This window comes from Methylophilus sp. 'Pure River', from assembly GCF_046765995.1.
Lineage (GTDB): Bacteria > Pseudomonadota > Gammaproteobacteria > Burkholderiales > Methylophilaceae > Methylophilus.
The window spans coordinates 252,802-272,085 of record NZ_JBKOUE010000004.1 but is presented as its reverse complement, the minus strand read 5'-3'; the positions used below and the strand labels follow the sequence as shown (position 1 = coordinate 272,085).

Sequence of the window (19,284 nt, the reverse complement as noted above, 5' to 3'; positions counted from 1 at the left end):
TTCGTTTTCATCCTGGCCGATTAAATTAACATGCCGCCGGAAGCCTCTATCCGCTGTGCATTCACCCAGCGATTATTCTCCGACAACAGGCTTGCAATCATGGGGCCAATATCATCCGGCACGCCCACGCGACCAAGCGCAGTTTGCCCGGCAATATAGGCATTCACCTCTTTGTTATCACGCACCAGTCCCTGGCCAAAATCAGTTTCAATCGCCCCCGGCGCCACCGTATTCACCGCAATCTGACGCGCACCCAGCTCTTTGGCCATATAACGCGTCAACACCTCAATGCCGCCCTTCATCGCCGCATAAGCGCTGTAGCCGGGCAATGTAAAGCGTGCCAGCCCACTGGAGATATTGATAATGCGGCCACCATCATTGATCAATGGCAGCAACTTCTGCGTCACGAAGAAAGTGGATTTCAGGTGGATATTCACCATGTCATCAAAGACCTGTTCCGTCGTTTCAGCAAAGGGAGCGGTGAGACCAGTACCCGCATTGTTAATCAGGAAGTCAAACTTTTCCGCCTGAAAAGATGTTTGCAACGCTTGCTTCAAGGCACTGGCAAACGCATCAAACGTTTTTACTTGTGCCACATCCAGTGGCAAAGCCACCGCCTTGCGCCCCAAGGCATGAATCTCATTGACGACTTCCAGTGCAGCCGCCTGCTTGCTTTGATAAGTCAGGACCACATCAATGCCCTGCTTGGCCATCGCCAACGCGGTATTTTTACCCAAACCACGGCTACCACCTGTAATCAATGCAATCTTGCTAACCATGCTCATTCTCCTGTGTTGATGAAAGATGTGCGTAGTTTATTGATCTTAAAATTAAAGATAAATCAGCCATTAACGATTATACTGTTCACAATAAACGAACAATAAAACGCACATGATAGACAGCACCGAAAGCCTGAAACGTTTTATGCGCGTCGCCGAACTCGGTAGCTTTACTAAAGCGGCCGATAGCCTGGGCCTGCCTAAAGCCAGCGTATCGCAAGCCATTCAGCAACTGGAAACCAGGCTACAAACGCAGCTGTTTCACCGCACCACGCGCAAAGTACAACTCACGCCAGACGGTCAGTTGTTTTACGAAAAAAGCAAAGATGTTTTAAGCGAGATAGAAGAACTGGAAACCTTGTTCATGCGCGATGACAGCCAGGTCTCAGGCATCGTCCGGGTGAATATGTCACAGCCCATGGCCCGGCATTTAGTGATCCCCGCCCTACCCGCTTTTTTGCAGCGCCACCCCAACCTCAATATAGAAATCAGCAGCGAAGACCGTAAAGTCGACTTGGTCAGTGAAGGCTACGACTGCGTGGTCAGAACCGGCGAAGTCGAAGAATCTGGCATGATCATGCGCAAGATAGGCGAGATGCAGCAAAGCAACTTCGTCAGCCCGTCTTACCTCGCCCAATACGGCACGCCCAAAAGCATAGACGATTTGCAGCAACATTATTTGATTCACTACCAGACCAGCAGTAACAACCGCTTTGATGCGTTTGAATATCAGTTAGACGGAGAACTCCATCGCGTGAAAATGCCCAGCCGCATCTGCGTCAACAACACCGATGCTTACCGAGCTGCCTGCGCCGCTGGGTTGGGTATCATGCAAGCGCCCAAGCTAGGCGCCATGGCCATGCTAACCAGCGGCCAGTTAGTGGAGATATTGCCCTCATTCACTGCACCAGGCATGACAGTTTCACTGTTGTTTCCGCACCGTCGGAATCTATCTAAAAGGGTGAGAATTTTTATGGACTGGTTGAGCGAACTCGTACAAAACCAGTTAATGCATCACTAAGCATTCACCCATATTAGGCAAAAAAATCCCCTGCACTTGCCGGAGGAAAATTGGCAAATAACAGGGGGCACATAGAGCAGGCGTCACTGTTGAGCGAAAGTGAGGGATTTACTTTCTAGTTACGCCAGCCTTCGGGAAACCGCGAACGGATCACTCCAGTTTAAAATTGACTGGTATCGTTATTTTGAAGCTCTTCTTTCTTAGGCTATCTTTCACACCCAACTGCGCAATGGCCTTTTTCACCATGCGCATGGCTTCTTCATCCAGCGGCACATGCTTGCTACTGCCCGCTAACGACACACTCACCAACTCGCCACGCACAAACTGCGCAACTACTGACGCCTCACCTTCAAGATGGCGGCGGATGGCAATCGCCGGATATTGCTTGCTCTTGCTCACCAGATCGCGTAATTGCTCGCCATAATCACCCCAGGCATCCGTGTCACTGGCGTTTAACTCGTCTGTATCGTTGCTGGCCTGTGCAGTGCTGGCAGCCACACTGGGCTTGGCGTCTTTTGCCGGCGCGTCATTCGTAGCATGTTGTGCACTTTCCGCCGCACTCACACTGGGTGCTGGGTTGACCGGCGCAGGCTCAGCCTTGGCGGGGGCGACCTGCTCTGGCACCTTGTAATCTGACTCGTGGCTGGATGGTGCAGCCAATACCTGCTTTGGTGTTTCTGTCGGCGTTTGTGGTTTCACAACAGGCGTAGGCGTCGCCTTGGGTGGTTCCACCGGCGTAACGGTCTCAGCAGGCGGCGTCACTTGCGTTGTTGGTGGCGCAGCTTTGATAGAGAAAAACTCGATTTCCAGCCTTTCTGGCATTTTGGGTAGCTGAATCTGGCTCAGCGTCGGATACACCGCAACCACCAGCACATGCAAGGCCAGCGAAACGATCACCGCCCGCCAAACGAGCGAATAATCCTGTTGCTCAGGGTAAATCAGGCTGCTCATGTCTTTATTTCCTGGTCTCTGGCGACATGACAAAACTGAACTTGCTGATCCCTGCACTCTGTATAGCGGCTAACACTTTGGCGACCACGCCGTATTGCGCATGCTCATCGGCATAAATCTCCACCGCAGGGTCATGGCGTTGCTTGAGCTGGCCCAACTCCGTCGTCAACCCCTCAATCGCCAGTCGCTGCTGGTCGAGAAACACATCGCCTGCATCAGTGACACTGATGTGGGCCGTTCTAGGCGTAGTGATCGCAACCTCGGCACTGGCTTGTGGCAGTTTGACCTTGACCGCATTCATCAGCAAAGGTGCAGTGACGATAAACACCGTCAGTAATACCAGCATCACATCCACCAGTGGCGTCACATTAATTTCGCTCACCAGGTCTTCATTGTCACTGTCGCCTAAAATCGCCATGATGTTAGCCCTCTGCGCCTGACTGTGTCAGCAATGATTGAAAACGGCTGGCGACTTGCTCCATATCGGCCCGATGCACCTTTTGCTTACGCATGAAATAGTTATAGGCCAGCACCGCAGGCACCGCCGTGGCAATGCCAATCGCGGTGGCAATCAAGGCCTCACCAATGGGCCCGGCCACTACGTCCAGCCCGGCAGAGCCAGTAGCCGTGATGGTTTTAAGCGCATTCATAATGCCCCACACCGTGCCAAACAAACCGATAAACGGCGCCGTAGAGCCTATGCTCGCCAACACCGCCACGCCGCCATCCATGCGTTTTTGCTCAAGATAGGCTTGCTGCTTGAGCGATAATAAAATCACTTCCTGGCGCTCGTTTCTGCGCAACACAGAGTTCGCCATCGCCTCATTCATCGCCCGCATACCGGCATCACACAAACGTGCGAAACTGCTATTGCTGTGCGCAATAATCTTGGGCAACTCATAAATGGTTTTCACCTGCTGCCACTCAGATAAAAAGTGGTTCGCCTCATTGCGCGACTTAAACCAGGCCCAACTTTTAATAATGATGATGGACCACACCAGCACCGACAGCACGCCCAGCAAATACAACACAAGATCAACAATATCAGGCACTAAATCCACAGCGAGCTCCATTATCAAAATACAGAAAAAACAATTGAGATGTGTTGCATGCAAGATTCCGTCTGACCGACCTCAGCATCCTGCACAGGAAAAATGCCCGTCAATACCGGGAATTTCTCACATTTACATCCCTTCATATGTTTAATCGCTGGGAGCGCCGAAATCCTGATGTTGTTAACTAAAATTTACACATAAACAGCTAATCACATACTGCCAGTATTGGCTGCGACAGATTGCGGCAAATAAACAAAGTACCATTCACCGTAATAGCGCTTGTCATTCAAATGCTGTAACTCACCACGGTAACCTTTGGTTTTAAATGGTGCTTTATCAGACAAGCTGTAAACCCCCATAATGCCGCCGCTGGGGGCCATGACGAGGCCCCAGCCTTCGCGTTGCGTGATGGGGTCAAGATAGACTTTGCGCAGATGACGGCGCGCAGTCGGGAAGCGAGTATCTTCTTGCAGTACTTCCAGCGTTGGCGGAAACGTTTTCACCACGCCCGGCGTCTGGTTGTAATAGCGGCCGATGGCATCGCGATAGGCCAGGCCCACCTTAAGCAGCTCTTGTTCTCTCTCGCGCAACACCTGAGTTTGCCAGCGCATGCTGGCTTGCACCATGACCAGGCCACTGAGCATGATCAGCATAAACATGCCAATCAGCACAAAACCGTCGACAGGCGGCCTACCACAGCGCATAAGGCGTACCATCTGCGGCCACCAGCGCAGAGCCGCTATGCACATCAAAGACACTGCCCTGCTCGTCAATATTGGGTGGCAAGGTAATCACCCAGGTATCCATACGTTCGGTGATCGGGTCTGGTGGAATGGCTTTCAGGTATTGGCGTTCTACCAGTTCGTCCAGCGTATCTGGGTAGCGGTTTTTGTCGCTGTAAAACTTATCAATCGCGTCGCGCATGGTGAGCAAATCATGACGCAAACTGGTCTCTTTCGAGCGCTGCAACATATGCATAAATTTGGGCGTCACAATGGTCAGCAACATGGCCAGAATCGCCAGCACCACCAGCATTTCAATCAAGGTAAATCCGCGCTTCATGCTTTTACCACTCGCTGTAAGGTTGCTGGTTAATGCCCATGGCAGGCGAACGCGAAGACACGTCATACACGTCCTGCGCCATCTCATCGAGCGCACCGTCATAGGCACGGATGCGCCACGTGCCCGCGTTGTTTTGTTCGGTATCCGCCGCAAACGGGTCACGCGGGATACGCCTTAAAAAAAACAGTTTTTTCTTTTTGGTGTCTTGCGCATTTTCAACGCCCGTCACCAGGATTGCCAGATTAGGCGGATAGCCGCTACCCTCGGCCGTTTTCTTAATCAGGCCCTGATCGACTGCATCTTTATACGCATCCAGCGCATCGCGGATTTGCCACAAGGCGCGCTTGAGTTCACGTTCTTTTTCGCGCTTGGTATTGAGTTGCAGCACCGGACTGGCCGAAGTCACCAGTAACGCCAGCAAGGCCAGCGTCACCAATAGCTCAACCAGGGTGAATCCATAATGTTTGCGAGAAGAAAGAGATAACATCAATTGGCAGGCCTCAAGGCTGTACGGCGCCGGTGTCACTGCTATTCATCATCTGGCTGGCAAAGCCGCTGTCATTACGCATATTGCTGCTTTGTGTGGATTGCGGGGTCACCACTGGCGCTGATGGTGTCGGTTCCGTCGCCTGCACCGCGCGCGCGCCGCCGGCCCCCACCGGATTGGCCGTCGCGGCAATGCCAGAAGGAATCAGGCTATAGACCGAACTGGCCGGGCTCAGGTTATGCATGATGCGCGGTGTAATCAGCAACACAATTTCGTTTTTGCGTTTATCCTCATTATTGCTGCTAAACAATTTTCCGATCAGTGGCAAATTACCGAGGCCAGGCACTTTGCGCCGCGTTTTCTGCTCATCGTCACGGAACAGCCCAGCCAGAATCTGCGTTTCGTTATTACGTAACTGCAAGGTGGTATTGGCATTACGGCTGCCTATGGTATACGCCAGCACACCAGAGCTGGTGGTGACCTGGTCGGTAATATTGCTCACCTCCATGCCGACCTTGATACTCACCTGATCCTGCATCTGAATCACTGGCTCGACATCGAGCTTGATGCCGACTTCAATATAATTCACATTCTGGCTGACAAAGCCCTGCGCGCTGGCCACGCTGGTCAGCACCGGAATTTTATCGCCAACATGAATCTTGGCGCGGTCACGGTTTTTGACGCGGATTTTCGGGCTGGCCAGTAAATTGGTATCGGTATCCTGGTGCAATAAATTCAGCACAATAGCCGGGTCGCTGATTGAGAACACGCCCAGGTTGCCATTGAAATTACGCAATTCGGTCAGCGTCAGTTTGCCTGCTTGCGGTTGTATACCGCTGCTACTACCGGCCGCGTTGCCCTGCACGCCGACGCCAATCTGGCTGGGGTATTGAATACCCAGATTTTCCAGGTTACGGCGGTTGATTTCCATCACCTCGACTTCCAGCATGACCTCAGGCTCATTGAGGTCCTGTGAGGCAATCAGTTTTTCGGCGACCTTGATACGGTCCATGGTGTCGCGGATCACCAGCGTGTTGAGCTTTTCATCCATATAGACATCGCTGGCACGCAACACGGTTTTCATCATATTAAGCGCGCGTTTGGCATCCATATGTGTCAGGTAAAAGCTGCGCACAAACAGCTCTTCATATTGCGCGGCGCGTGCTTGAGGATAAATCAGCAAGGTATTGCTGTTAAGTACCTTTTTGCCTAATTGATGACTGGTGAGAATCACCTCCAGCGCTTGTTCAATCGGCGTATCGCGCAGCAAGACATTCACGCGTATGCCTTCGTTGAGCTCCTGGTCAAACGAGAAATTCAAGTCTCCCGCTTTGCCTAAATACTCAAATACATTTTTAATCGGCGCATTTTTAAGCTCCAGCGTCACTTTCTTTTTCAACGATGCCTGCAAGGGTCGCACCACACTGGTCCGTTCGTTTTTCTTTTGCTCCAGCTGTTCAAACAACTGCCGCGCTGCGGCATGCGCGGGCTGCTCGGACAGGATACTGCGCAAGCCAAACTCGGCGCCTGCCAAATCCTCGGTTGCAATTGCCGCTTTCACCTGCTCAAGCTGTGCCGCATGTTGGCGTGCCAGTTGTACTTTTTGCATACCATCACTGGCAGCACGGTTATTCGGCGCTGCTTGCAACACCTGCTGGTAACCCTCGGCCGCCGCATCGTATTGCTGGGCAACCAGCATGCTATCGGCTTGCTGCACTTGCTTTTGCAGTTTTTTCTCCTGCAACAACGTCAGCCAGTTTTTGTATTGTGGCTGGCGCGGGTACTGATCGACCAACGGTTGCAACAACTGAATCGCTTCATCATCCTGGCCGCGTGCGGCATATAGCCTGGCCTGCTCCAGCGTGGCATCGCCAGTTTGCTGTGCGGGCAGCAGGTTGCTGCAACTGGCCAATATCAGCGGACAACCCAACAACCAGGCCCAATGACTATACGTTTGATTCACTTGCTTGTTCAAAATACCACCCCGTTATCCAGCCTGATTTCAAAGCGCTCGGCCGCATGCTGCAGCACGATTTTTTGTTGATCCAGCACTGCCACCTGCCAACCTTCGGCAAAGTGGTCACCCTCGTGTAATACATATTGTTGCTGGCCATCGGTTAAAAACACGGTCCAGCGCCCATCCTCTTGCAAACGACCGGCATAGGTATAAGGATTCACGGCTTCAGGCATGGCAGCCTCGGCACTGTCGGCGGACGGCATGTCCAACACTGCAAACAGGTCGATCGCATTATCGTCGGCGACGGCAGTCATGCTTGCTGGTATTGAGACGTTTTGCGGTGCTGAGATACGTTTCGGCACGACCGCTTGAGGCAAGGCCTGCGCCAGGCTCACATGACGCTGAGGCGGCTGTACAGCCGCAACCGGTGCCTGCTCAGCTTGCTCTACCCACCAACATGCCAGTAACGTGCAAGCCAGTGCGGCCCAAAGTAATCCGCGCCGCATCATGTCTGGCCTCGCTTACGTGTATACAAACTGAACTCCACATAGGCCTCAAGCTCAGGCTGTAACGCATCGCTGCGTTGCAATTTGAACTGGCTTAATGCCAGGCTGGGGTAGTGTTGCAACACCTGCTGCAAAAAGTGGCGTACCTGCAAATAATCGCCCTTGAGAGGCAACTTGATACGTTGCACCTGCAAACTAGAATGTTCAACAGCGGCAGACTGAAACTCTGCCCGTTCGAACACCATGCCCATCGCATCTGCCGTTGCCAGGATCTCGGCACTAATACGGTCAGCCTCCTCTTCACTAGGCCAGGTCTGCAACACGCTCACCACTTGCGGCCTGCTCTGCATGGCAGGCAATGGCCGCTTAGTGGGTGCAGGCATTTGCTGCAAGGAATGTTGCAAGGTATGCCCACGCCACCAGGCATGCCCCACCAGCCCGGACAGTAACACAGTGACTAGCAACATCACGGCCAGCCAGCGATGCGTGCTTAAGGTTTGCTGGCACAAGTAGTGAACGCGCTGCATAGCGTGATTTAGAACTGCCATCCAGCCTCCACATGCAAGGTGGTCATACGCAAGCCGTTCACCTCGGTCGCTTCGCTGGCCTTGAGTTTCACGTCCATTAACGCAGACTGTTTTTTCAAACGCTCTACTAACGCCCAGCCTTGCTGGCGCTGCTGTGCCAGCACTGTCATGCGGATCTGTTTACGCTTGGCGTCGGGGGAGAGTTGAAGCCAGTACAACTGGGCTTGCTGGGCACGCTCGAGGTCACCTAATAAAGCGAGCCACGGGGTGTGTATCTGTTGCTGTGCCTCGACGATATCCGCCGCCAGTGCCGGATTAACCACAGGTGCACGCACGGTTTGCTGATTGGTTGCCTGTAACGATAAACGCGTTTGCCATTGTTGCTGCAAAGCCGTGTTTTCCTCAGTCAACTGTTGATACACCACCGCCAGACTAGCCAGACTGCCTAGCAAGATCAGGCCAACCAACGTGGCCGTGGGCCCTGGCAGGCGACCGGGCGCGTGATTGAAGCGAACATGCATTACGCCATCCTCCGTTGCGTTGCTGGCTGGGATGGTTGATCCAGCCTGCTGCACAAATCCACCACCTGAAACGGCAACATGGATTGCGGTGTAGCACCGCCAGGCTCGGCTGGTGACAAAAAGATGGGCAACGCTGCCCGCTCGGGATATATGGCCTGCTCGCGCAACAACCACTGCGTCAAGGTCTGCCGCCAATGCGTATCGACAGGCAGTTGGCGAATCTGCTGCCATTCACCCTGCATCAGGCAAGCCACAGTTAAGTGGCTGGACTCACGACACACAATCCAGCCATTAGCTGAAAAGCCCTGCTGACGCATGGTATGCAAAGCCTGGTTAGCGGCCAGTGTCCACGCGGCAGTGATGATGCCAGCGGGCAAACGATATTCGGCCAGTGAGGCCTGCAACTTTGCCAATAATGAGGCAGGCAGTGCATTCAGCAAGGTAGGCTGGCCATACGCCCCCGGCTGCGCCTCAATCTGCCAATCCTGGCCATCGTTGGCAAACGCCTGCTGCAAGCCGTGTTGGTAATAGGCGGCCTGGTCAGCCTGCGAGCGGATGTCAGCTTGCCACGGCAACACCAGCCAGCGCGCATACTGGTTGGAAAGTACCACCACCACGTGCCAGCGCTGGCCTGCCAATGGCGCCAATACCTCATGCAGGGTTTGCCACAATGCGTCTGGCGGCAAGAGATCGTGCGCATTGCCTGGTAAAGCATAACGTTGATGACTGCGGAGCTGCGGGCGACGGCCCGGCCACCAGGCGCTTTGAAACTGGAACACTTCCAATGCGTCGCAAGTGATGACAAGACGCAACTCCGGCGCAGTCCATGCCTGCCACCAGCGGCGGCTATCGGCCAGACGGCAATCCCAGCCCGGGTCAGGAGAGTGCTGTAACACGGTTAATCTCCTGCAAAGTTGTTTCGCCTGCGGCCACCAGCGCCAGGCCAGAATCACGCATCGCACGCGTCCCCGTGCTGGCTGCCAGTGCCTTAATCTGGCTGATAGGCGCTTTAGCAACGATGAGTTCGCGCATGCGGTCATCAAACAGCAGCAATTCGGCAATACCTTTGCGGCCTTTGTAGCCGCTGCCATGGCACTGGCCGCAGCCCTGGCCTTTTTTAAACTGGTAGTGTTGCGTGCTCTCCATCGTCAGCCCTGACTTGCTTAACAATACGGGTTCCGGCACATCATCTACTTTGCAAAACGGGCAGATCACACGTACGAGCCGTTGGGCCAGGATGACATTGACCGCCGAGACAAAGCTGTAAGCATCCACGCCCATATTGGTGAAGCGGCCGATCACATCAAACACGTTATTGGCATGCACGGTGGTGAGTACCAAATGCCCGGTGAGCGCAGACTGCACGGCAATCTGCGCTGTTTCGCCATCGCGGATTTCACCGACCATGATTTTGTCCGGGTCGTGACGCAAAATAGAGCGCAAACCGCGCGCAAAGGTGAGACCTTTTTTCTCGTTAACCGGGATTTGCAGCACGCCTGGCAGCTGATATTCGACCGGGTCTTCAATGGTGATAATCTTGTCCTGGCCCTGGTTGATTTCGGAAATCATGCCGTAGAGGGTGGTGGTTTTGCCACTGCCGGTGGGCCCGGTCACCAGCAACATGCCATAAGGGGCTTCCGCCTGCGCCCGGATTTGCGCCAGCAAGTCCGGGGCGAAACCCAGCACCTCCAGGCTGATGCCTTGCGCTTCACTGAGGGCTTTACGATCGAGCACACGCAACACGGCATCCTCCCCTACTACGCTGGGCATAATGGAGACACGCAGGTCTATCTCGCGACCCAGGGCGTGCACTTTGCAGCGCCCATCCTGCGGAATGCGACGCTCGGCAATATCGAGCTCAGACATCACCTTGATGCGCGAAATGGCTTGCTCGGCCTGCATCACGCCACTCAGCCCCCCAGCCTCGTTCAGCACACCATCAATACGGTATTTAACGCGCAGGCCATGGATGGTGGATTCCAGGTGGATATCGCTGGCCCCTGCCTTGAGCGCGTCGTACAAAGTCGAGCGTACAAAACGCACCACCGGGCTGCTGTCTTCGCTGATGGATTTAAGCGACAGTTCCTCGACAGGCGCTTCCTCCTCATGGCTCGCGCTGTCGCTGTGTTGCACCTGGTCCATCGCGCGCATTTGTGTTTCATGAAATTGCAGGCAGGCCGCAATATCATTGCGATGCGCCAGGCACCACTGTATCGGCAGGCGTACCATGCTTTGCAAGCGTAATTGCAACGCTTCGTCAAAAGGGTCAGCCAGCACGAGGTATAACGATTGATCTGGGTGCAACGACTGATCGGTTTTTTGCATTAATACCGCATGTAAGGTGCTGGCATCCGCAAAACGCAACAGCTCAAACATGGGCTGCATGGCATGCAAGTCGAGCGCGGTTAACGTCGGGTAATGCATGCATTGCCCGAGTGCTTGCACAAACACATCGGGCGCCAGGCCAGACAACTCCTCCAGCACCTCCATCAGCTGACGGCCGGTTTGTTGCGCCAACTGGCGTGCCTGCGGAAATAATGCGGTCGCCAGTGGCGGCGGCATCTGCCCGGTGAGTGGTAAATCCTGCATATTCATGCGATGGCGTTTCCTATTCTATTGCGCCTGCCAGCTCAAAAATCGGCATATACATCAACACCACCACCAGCCCGACAATCAGGCCGATGAGTACCATCAGCGCGGGTTCCAGCAGCTTGCTCAGCCACTCCACCCGCCGCGCTGTTTCTTCGTCATAAAACACGCCAATACGACCCAGCATGTCATCTAGTTGCCCACTGCGCTCACCGACACGCAGCATGCGGTTGGCGATTGAAGTGGTCAGGCCATGTGACTCCATGGCGCCCGATAAAGTCTTGCCTTCACGCACTTCGGCAATCACGCGCTGCAAAGCCAGTTGCAACTCTTGCGGCAACAGAGATTGCACCATGCCCAGGGCCGTCAGCAAGGGAATTCCTCCCTGTAACAACATGCCTAGCGTGCGGTAAAATCGCGCCAACTGGTAAATGCGCAAGGCTTCGCCCAAACTGGGGATTTGCCACACGCGCTGCATGAGCCAGGCTTTGCTGGCCGGGCGCGAAAACAGCAGCCACAAGGTGGCCGCCATGCCCACAGTGGCCAGCAGCACCCACTCACCATGCCCTTGCAATAGTTGCCCCCAACGCAACAGCATCTGGCTGGCCCAGGGCAGGTTGTCACCGCCGCTTTCATAAATGGTGCTAAAGCGCGGCACCACATAACCGAGCAGAAACAGCACGACCAGGCCGCCTACCACAATCAGTAACAGTGGGTAAATGGAGGCCGCGATAATCTTTTTACGAATCGCCTCCACCTGTGACTGGTAAGCCACATGGCGGCGCAAAGCATGCACCATGTCGCCCGTGCGCTCACTGGCGCGGATCAGCGCGATATACAATTGGCTGAATACGCTTGGCTGTAAGGCCAGCGCCTGCGACAACGGCAAGCCCTCAAACAGAGCGGTGCGCAACTGGGTTAACACCGCACGCGCATGATCCTGCTGCTCTTTTTCAGCCAGACCTTCAATCGCTTCAATCAAACTCAGGCCAGACTCCAATAACGTCAGCAACTCCTGGCTAAACAGGCTGAGGTTAAACGTTTGCGTTTTCAGTGGCCATTGCGGCCAGCCGTGTGCCCGCGCCGATCGCACCTGCAACACACCATAGCCTTGCGCCTGCACCTGTAGCAGCGCGGCCTGGCGGTCCATGGCATCCACAGTCAGCCAACTGACCTGTGCACCCTGTAATACTTTTAATTCAAATTTCATGGCGGTTTAGGTTAAAACGCTACCAGTTACCTACGTCGCTATCAGCATCCTGGCCGCCAGCGGCGCCATCACTGCCCAGGCTCCACACATCGTAATCGCCATGCTCACCGGGATACCGATACAGATACTGCCTGCCCCACGGGTCGGCGGGCACGCCTTTGGCCAAATAGGGACCTTGCCATTTAGCTTCACCATCCGGTCTGCGATTCAGTGCCGCCAAGCCCTGTTCCGTCGCCGGGTAATGACCGGTATCCAGCCGGTAAGTATCCAGCGCACGCGACAAGGCCTCGATTTGTGCCTTGGCAGTTTTGGTTTCCGACTTACCAATCTGGGCAAAATACTTGGGGCCCACGTAACCTGCCAGCAAGCCGATAATCACCATCACCACCAGCAACTCCAGCAAGGTAAACCCAGACTGTTTCATCCCCTTTGCACACCTCATGTCTATTCCTTATTTGTTGAGCGTAAATAATTGGCTCACGCGGTTAAGCGTCTCTAGCGTCAGCAAGCCACTGCTAAACTGCAAATTGACCCAATCGCTGATCAGACTGTAATAAGCCTTGGTCAGCGATAACTGGTTAGTAAACAGTTTTTGCTGCGCATCCAGCACTTCGTGATTGGTTTTAAACCCGGCCATGAAGCCTTTTTGTGTGCCATCCAGCGCCACACTGGCCGATTGCACCGCTTGTTGATAAGCACTAATAGATTGTTGCTGTGCCTGCAGGCTTTGGTAGTATTTGCGCACATTGAACTCAATCTCGCGTGACTTGGCCGTCATGCTTTCTTCACTGGCAGTCAGGCGACTGGCGCTCTGGCGGACATTGGCACTGACATAGCCGCCAGCAAACAACGGCACATTCATTTGCAAGGCAATGGTGGTGGTATCAAAGCGCGAGCCCAGCGTATTGTTACTGTCGTTCTGGCTATATGAACGCACACCGACCAGGTCCAGCGTCGGGTAATGCCCTGCCTGTTTTTTCTCAATCTCTTTTTTGGCGACTTCCACATTCTGGTAGGCTGCAGCCAACTCCGGATGATGTTGCCGCGCCAATGCCAGCCAGTGATCCAAAGACTGCGTCGAGGCATTTAATCCACGCAGGCCATCCACCACCAGGGTGGCTGACAAGCCCTGCGACGCCCCGGTCAAAATCTGCAAGCTCTGCTGGTTAGAGAGCAAATCATTACTTGCCTGTATGTGCTCAACCTTTGCCACATTCAGGTTAGACTGCGCCTCACTCACCTCTACCACCGTGCCGCTGCCATGCACATAACGCTGGTCCGCCTGACGCAGTTGCTGACTCACGGCATCCAGCTTGCGTTGCTGCACATTGACTCGGTCTTGCGCATACAAGGTTTCCAGGTACACCGACACCAGTTTGAGGATGAGTTTGGCATTTTCCTGTTCCAGCAAGGACTCCTGTGCGCTGACATACGATTTGGCCCCGCCATAAATCGCCATGGTCTCACGGTTAAACAAAGGTTGTTTGACCGAAAGATTGTAATTTTCCAGCGAATAATCCAACTCGGTATTCACCGCGCCCAGCGTTGTTTGCGTCATACGGTCGGTATTGCCGCGGCCTTTGGTCAGGCCCAGTTGCACCTTGGGATAAAACAGCGCCCGTGCCTTGGTCAGTTCCTCACGCTCAGCCTCAGTATTCGCCAGTGCCGCACGATAGTCAGCATTATTGGTCACCGCCAATTGATAAAGGCCATTCAGGTCTTCTTGCGCGTGCAACACCGCAAATCCCGAACACAAGCCTGTCACCAGCAGCCACAACTGCAGTCCATATTTCAACTTTACCGCTGCCCGCATCACTCTTCCTTCATCGATGCCGCCAGGCGTTTGCTGAGCGGATGCATCAGGTAATTCCACAGCGTGCGTTCGCCGGTTTTAATCACCACCTGCACCGGCATGCCAGGCTGTAACTGGCGACCCTGCAAGGCGTGCATGCCTTTATCGGTGAGCATCACGCGCGCCAGATAATAGCTTTGGCTGCCTTCTACAGTGGCGGCCGGCTTGCTCAACAAGTCTTTGGACACCGATTTCAACTGCCCTTCTGCCAGCAATTGCGGGCTGTTGGCAAAGGTAGAAAAACGGATATCTGCGGCCTGACCGACGTGTATCTTGTCTATCAGATGCGGCGGGATTTGCGCATCGACAATCAATGCTTCGCCGGATGGCACAATATCCATAAGCTTTTGACCAGGCTGGACCACCGCGCCTACCGTATGCACCTGCAAACCCACCACCTGGCCAGATGCCGGGGAACGGATTTCAGTGCGGCCTAACTCCTGACGCAAGGCCAGCACTTTCTGCGCATCGGCCTCTACCTGTAACTTGACCTGTGCCATGTCGGCATCAATTTCTTTTTGCTCGGTCTGGTTGCGCTGGTTAATCTGCTGCTGTAACTCAAGAATGGCACGTTGGGCACGTGTCATATTGGCCTGGGTATTGGCGCGTTCGCCATACAGCGCAGCCACGCGCTGCTCAAGGTCATTCTGCTGGTTGCGCGGCGCATACCCTTCTGCGGCCAAGGCGCGTACGCCTTGCAATTGATCTTCTAACAAGGTCAGTTGTGATTCATGGCTGGATAACACGCCGCGATAACCTTCAATCAGCGCCTGATATCCGGCGATCGACTCCCTTTTAGCCGCGATATCGGCCGCCAGCGCCGCAGTCCTGGCGGCCAACAACTGGCTCTGGTTACGCATGTGCTGTTGCACAAACGGATCCTGCTGCTGATTGGTCAAATCAGGGTGAAAATCAATCGCTGCACGATGACTTTGCTCAGCACGCAAACGGTCTTCCTGCGCACGCAGACCGGCATAACGCTGCCAGACTTCTTCATAACGCGCCTTGCTGGCTTGTGCATCGAGTTTAAACAGCACATCACCCGCGTGTACCTCCTGCCCTTCATGTACCTGCAAGGCACTAACCATACCGCCAGTTAAATGCTGGACGACCTTGTGATTGGTTTCGACGCTGATCACACCTTCAGTGGGCACGCCTTCATCTAGCGGCGCAAACACCGCCCACAGCACAAAACCAGCCAGGCCCAGTAGCAAAATGGCAGCGCCTTTGCGGGTTTGGCTAACGCTATGCGCATAAGACTCAATGGCATGCACATTGTCAACAATAATAGGATTTGTTGTCATGCAGGCTCCGTCGCTACACTGCTGGAAGCAGCATGTAATTGGTTTAAGTAAACAATTCCCGCATCACGTGGCCCATGGTGTAACACTTCACCACGTTTTAGCACCAATAGGTCGTCAGTAATCTTGAGGATGCCGGAGCGGTGCGAGATCACCACAATGGTGGTATTCAAGGTTTTCAAGGCTTGCAGTAACTGCATCAGCCTGGCTTCGCCAAACTCGTCCAGGCTGGCATTCGGTTCATCCAGCACCAGCAAGGCTGGCTCTTTGTAAATGGTACGCGCCAGGCCCAGCAATTGGCGCTGTCCACCAGACAATGGCAAGCCTTGCTCATCCAGCCGGGTGTCATAACCTTGCGGTAAACGCAAAATCGCTTCGTGCAACCCCACGCGCTGGCAGGCCTGCAAAATATGTTGGCTGTCCAACTCGCCGAACCTGGCCACATTCTCGGCAATGGTGCCTTCAAGCAAAGACACCTGCTGCGGCAAATAACCGACGCTGGTCATCAGCGCACGCGCATTGTCTGCCGTGATGGTAGATTGATTGATTTGATAGTGGCCAGCCGTGGGCGATACGACCCCGACTAGCAAGCGTGCCAAAGTGCTTTTGCCTGCGCCAGAAGGCCCCATCACACACAGCAACCGCCCAGGCTGAATGGCCAGGCTCACCTCGTGCAATAAGCGGCGCGAAGCAGCAGTGACACCGACGGCACTCAACTCCAATTGATAGGGCCGCACCAGGCTTATCGCAGGTGGCACTGCTTGTGCCGACACAGCCGCGCTGTTCAACAAGCCCTGCAAATCTGCCGCAGCCGACTGCGCCTGTAACCACTGGCGCCAGCTGTGCACCATGACATCGAACGGATGCAAAGCACGGGCAATCAGCACATTCGACGCCACCATGGAACCCACACTGATTTCACCACGGATGGTCAACCAGGCCGCCATCGCCAGCATGAGTGACTGCAAGGTGTAGCGCACCCATTTATTGACAAACTGGCTACGGTCACCGGCTTTTAACCAGGCGGCTTCTGCCAGTGATTGTTTTGCCAGCAACGCCTGCCAATGCTGGCGCAGGGTTTGCAACATGCCCAGCACATAACTGGACTGCAAATGCTGGATTTTTTGCTGCAAGAAATGTTCGGTGTCATGCTTTGCCGTCTGTGCGGTTTGCGCCGGCGATGCCGTCATGCGCTGATTCAACAAGGCCACCGCACATTGCACCAGGCAAAACACCATAGCAGTTGCGCCCAGCACCGGGTGCAAGGCAAACAACACCAGAATGTAAATCATGCTCCAGGGGATATCCAGCAAGGCAAACAAGCCTTGCCCGGTCATAAACTGGCGAATGGCGGTGAGTTGCTGCAATGCCTCCGCAGGCGGCGGACGCTGTGTGGCACGCGGGTCAAATACGGCTGAAAATACTTGCTTGCCATAGGTGAGGTCAAACTGCACGCCGGTTTTAATCGCATACAAACTGCGTAACCAGTCCGCACCTGCCATCAGCAATAACAAGCAGGCGGTTAATACTGTGATTGCCACCAGCGTCAACGTATTGCGGCTAAGCATGACCCGGTCGTACAACTGCAACATATACAAGGTAGGCACCAGCATCAGCACATTGGTCAGCAAACTGAGCCAGACCATTTGCAAAAAAGCCCCACGAAACGGCTGCATAAAAGACCACAGCGGCGGGTGCCATGCCTGTGAGCGTATGAGCATCATGACTGTGCCACCTTTCCCGAATCTGTTTGTACAGGCGCTGTTTGAAAGCTTGCCAGCACTTCTGCCGGTTTGCCGTAACGGATCATCTGCCCCTGGCACATCACCAACATCAGGTCGGCGATGCTTAAAATGTGTTGCAAATGGCTGATGATGATAAAAGTTGTGCCTTGCTGCTTCAGGTGTGCAATCGCCTGCTGCAAGGTGCGCTCGGTGGTGGTATCCAGGTTGGCATTAGGCTCATCCAGCACCACAATGCGCGGCCTGCCATAAAAAGCGCGTGCCAGGCCAATCAACTGGCGCTCGCCGCCAGAAAGCGGTATGCCAGACTGGCCGATCACCGTGTTCAGGCCATCAGGCAGTTGATGTACCCATTCGTACATCCCGAGCAAGGTCAGCACCTCCGTGAGGGCTTCGCGGTCAGGTGCCTGGAAACGGCAGATATTGTCGACAATCGGGCCATCAAATAGATCGGCTTCCTGCGCCAGATACCCCAGGTGCGGCCCTAGTTGCGTTTTGTCCCAGCGATGCACATCCACCCCATCAAACCGTACACGGCCGCTGTTAGGTGCCAGCAACCCGACCAGCAATTTTGCCAGGGTCGTTTTGCCCGAGGCGGAAGCCCCCGCCACGATCAGCACTTGCCCGGCGCTTAATTTGAATTGCACCTGGCGGATAAACACCTCGGCCGAAGATTTACCCGCTTGCGGTATGGCATAGCTCAGTTGCTCTACAGTCACCTCACCTGTAGGCGGTGGCAGCACCAGTCCATCTGTAGTCACGCTGGCATTCGCCATCAAGCTGGAGATACGCTGATAAGCTGTCCAGGCTTGCTCGTAGGTTTTCCAGTGCCCCACACATTGCACCAGCGGCGTGAGCACGCGGGCCGCTAAAATTGAAGCAACAATCATCATGGCACCACCGTTAAACAGCTCACCGGCAATAAACAGATAGCAGGCCAGGCCTAAAATCAGGCTGGTTTGCAAGGTTTGCAGCCAACGCGAAGCAGCCGCACTTTTGCCTGCCAGCTCTGACGCTTGTGCCTGTTGCCACAAAAATCCGTGCTGATGCTGCAACCAGCGCTGCTCAATGGAGGCCAGCATGTGCATGGCATGCATCACATCACCATGGCGGCTGATGCTGGCAAAATAGCGCTGGGACTCGATGGCGTGCTGGTTGGCTTCCTTCATCAAGGGTGCCACATGTGACTGGTTGTGCACGGTCAATGCGAGTTGTATCGCCAGCCCGCACAAAGTGAGTACGCCCAGTGCCGGATGAATCCAGAACACGGCGCATAAAAAAATGAGGCAAAAAGGCGCATCTATCAGGCCCAGCAAGGCAGAAGAGTGCAAGGCATTTTTAAGGGTAGAAAAATCGGCAAATACCTGCTGCGCAGGAAACATCGGCATGGACAATTTGGCTGCGAATACGCGCTCAAATACCTGTTGTTGCAATAATTGCTCGAAGCGTTTTGCCCCGGCTTGCAACACATTGCGGCGCTGCCATTCCAGTGCTTCCATCACCAGGTAAGCAAAGGCGGCCAACAGTGTCAGCATGACCAATGTTGAGACATTACGACTGTTGATGACGCGGTCATACACCTCCAGCATGTACCAGGAGGGCACCAGGATCAGCAGATGAGTCACCACCCCAAACAGCCAGACTTTGCGCCATAGCGGCCAGAGTTGAGACATGACTTGCTTGATGGATTCAGCTTGCGACGACATTTTCACGACAAAGAATTC

20 protein-coding genes are annotated in these 19,284 nt (G+C 54.4%); 1 reads left to right on the top strand and 19 read right to left on the bottom strand.

Annotation, left to right across the window (positions count from 1 at the left end; all coding sequences use genetic code 11):
- Positions 1–20: 20 nt before the first annotated feature.
- A complete protein-coding gene (locus tag ACIDE9_RS06640) occupies positions 21–779 on the bottom strand; it encodes an SDR family NAD(P)-dependent oxidoreductase (protein WP_411993662.1) in 759 nt (252 codons plus the stop codon).
- A gap of 112 nt (positions 780–891) precedes the next feature.
- On the opposite strand from ACIDE9_RS06640, the gene ACIDE9_RS06635 reads away from it, so the two are divergent.
- Positions 892–1,800 carry a LysR family transcriptional regulator gene (locus tag ACIDE9_RS06635; protein WP_411993661.1) on the top strand — a complete coding sequence of 303 codons (909 nt, stop codon included), beginning with the start codon at positions 892–894 and terminating at the stop codon, positions 1,798–1,800.
- 150 nt (positions 1,801–1,950) lie between these two features.
- Here ACIDE9_RS06635 and ACIDE9_RS06630 read toward each other — a convergent pair whose 3' ends face one another.
- The 18 genes from ACIDE9_RS06630 to ACIDE9_RS06545 all read right to left on the bottom strand — a co-directional run bounded on the left by ACIDE9_RS06630 (position 1,951) and on the right by ACIDE9_RS06545 (position 19,233).
- Positions 1,951–2,751, bottom strand: a complete 801-nt coding sequence (locus ACIDE9_RS06630) for a TonB family protein (protein WP_411993659.1) — start codon at positions 2,749–2,751, stop codon at positions 1,951–1,953.
- Between the two features lie 4 nt (positions 2,752–2,755).
- Entirely contained in the window at positions 2,756–3,169 is a 414-nt protein-coding gene (locus ACIDE9_RS06625) for an ExbD/TolR family protein (RefSeq protein ID WP_194752960.1), read from the bottom strand.
- A gap of 4 nt (positions 3,170–3,173) precedes the next feature.
- Positions 3,174–3,812: a MotA/TolQ/ExbB proton channel family protein gene (locus ACIDE9_RS06620; RefSeq protein ID WP_411993656.1), complete on the bottom strand. Its 639-nt coding sequence runs from the start codon at positions 3,810–3,812 to the stop codon at positions 3,174–3,176.
- A gap of 203 nt (positions 3,813–4,015) precedes the next feature.
- Positions 4,016–4,510: a type II secretion system protein gene (locus tag ACIDE9_RS06615; protein WP_411993654.1), complete on the bottom strand. Its 495-nt coding sequence runs from the start codon at positions 4,508–4,510 to the stop codon at positions 4,016–4,018.
- Positions 4,497–4,868 (bottom strand): type II secretion system protein, encoded by a 372-nt coding sequence (locus ACIDE9_RS06610; protein ID WP_411993652.1) that lies wholly within the window; start codon positions 4,866–4,868, stop codon positions 4,497–4,499. Before ACIDE9_RS06610 ends, ACIDE9_RS06615 begins: the two co-directional genes overlap by 14 nt.
- Before the next feature lie 4 nt (positions 4,869–4,872).
- On the bottom strand, positions 4,873–5,355 hold the full coding sequence (locus tag ACIDE9_RS06605; RefSeq protein WP_411993650.1) for a prepilin-type N-terminal cleavage/methylation domain-containing protein: 483 nt from the start codon (positions 5,353–5,355) through the stop codon (positions 4,873–4,875).
- Positions 5,356–5,368: 13 nt separating this feature from the next.
- Positions 5,369–7,318, bottom strand: a complete 1,950-nt coding sequence (locus ACIDE9_RS06600; RefSeq protein ID WP_411993648.1) for a type II and III secretion system protein — start codon at positions 7,316–7,318, stop codon at positions 5,369–5,371.
- A gap of 8 nt (positions 7,319–7,326) precedes the next feature.
- The gene (locus ACIDE9_RS06595; protein WP_411993646.1) at positions 7,327–7,821 is read right to left on the bottom strand and encodes a hypothetical protein; all 495 of its coding nucleotides are present in this window, start codon (positions 7,819–7,821) and stop codon (positions 7,327–7,329) included.
- The gene (locus ACIDE9_RS06590) at positions 7,818–8,366 is read right to left on the bottom strand and encodes a hypothetical protein (RefSeq protein ID WP_411993644.1); all 549 of its coding nucleotides are present in this window, start codon (positions 8,364–8,366) and stop codon (positions 7,818–7,820) included. The genes ACIDE9_RS06595 and ACIDE9_RS06590 overlap by 4 nt, the downstream gene beginning before the upstream one ends.
- Entirely contained in the window at positions 8,354–8,866 is a 513-nt protein-coding gene (locus ACIDE9_RS06585) for a hypothetical protein (RefSeq protein WP_411993643.1), read from the bottom strand. The genes ACIDE9_RS06590 and ACIDE9_RS06585 overlap by 13 nt, the downstream gene beginning before the upstream one ends.
- The gene (locus ACIDE9_RS06580) at positions 8,866–9,762 is read right to left on the bottom strand and encodes a hypothetical protein (protein ID WP_411993641.1); all 897 of its coding nucleotides are present in this window, start codon (positions 9,760–9,762) and stop codon (positions 8,866–8,868) included. The genes ACIDE9_RS06585 and ACIDE9_RS06580 overlap by 1 nt, the downstream gene beginning before the upstream one ends.
- Complete coding sequence (locus ACIDE9_RS06575; RefSeq protein ID WP_411993639.1) at positions 9,743–11,461, bottom strand: GspE/PulE family protein; 1,719 nt, start codon at positions 11,459–11,461, stop codon at positions 9,743–9,745. Before ACIDE9_RS06575 ends, ACIDE9_RS06580 begins: the two co-directional genes overlap by 20 nt.
- A gap of 13 nt (positions 11,462–11,474) precedes the next feature.
- Complete coding sequence (locus tag ACIDE9_RS06570; protein WP_411993638.1) at positions 11,475–12,665, bottom strand: type II secretion system F family protein; 1,191 nt, start codon at positions 12,663–12,665, stop codon at positions 11,475–11,477.
- A gap of 19 nt (positions 12,666–12,684) precedes the next feature.
- Positions 12,685–13,107 (bottom strand): type II secretion system major pseudopilin GspG, encoded by a 423-nt coding sequence (gspG, locus tag ACIDE9_RS06565; RefSeq protein ID WP_411993636.1) that lies wholly within the window; start codon positions 13,105–13,107, stop codon positions 12,685–12,687.
- A gap of 9 nt (positions 13,108–13,116) precedes the next feature.
- A complete protein-coding gene (locus ACIDE9_RS06560) occupies positions 13,117–14,478 on the bottom strand; it encodes a TolC family outer membrane protein (protein WP_411993634.1) in 1,362 nt (453 codons plus the stop codon).
- Positions 14,478–15,821 carry an HlyD family type I secretion periplasmic adaptor subunit gene (locus ACIDE9_RS06555; RefSeq protein ID WP_411993632.1) on the bottom strand — a complete coding sequence of 448 codons (1,344 nt, stop codon included), beginning with the start codon at positions 15,819–15,821 and terminating at the stop codon, positions 14,478–14,480. The genes ACIDE9_RS06560 and ACIDE9_RS06555 overlap by 1 nt, the downstream gene beginning before the upstream one ends.
- Positions 15,818–17,542 carry a type I secretion system permease/ATPase gene (locus tag ACIDE9_RS06550; RefSeq protein ID WP_411993630.1) on the bottom strand — a complete coding sequence of 575 codons (1,725 nt, stop codon included), beginning with the start codon at positions 17,540–17,542 and terminating at the stop codon, positions 15,818–15,820. The genes ACIDE9_RS06555 and ACIDE9_RS06550 overlap by 4 nt, the downstream gene beginning before the upstream one ends.
- Positions 17,539–19,233, bottom strand: coding sequence for a type I secretion system permease/ATPase (locus ACIDE9_RS06545; RefSeq protein WP_411993628.1), 1,695 nt, complete (start codon positions 19,231–19,233; stop codon positions 17,539–17,541). The genes ACIDE9_RS06550 and ACIDE9_RS06545 overlap by 4 nt, the downstream gene beginning before the upstream one ends.
- Between the last annotated feature and the right edge of the window lie 51 nt (positions 19,234–19,284).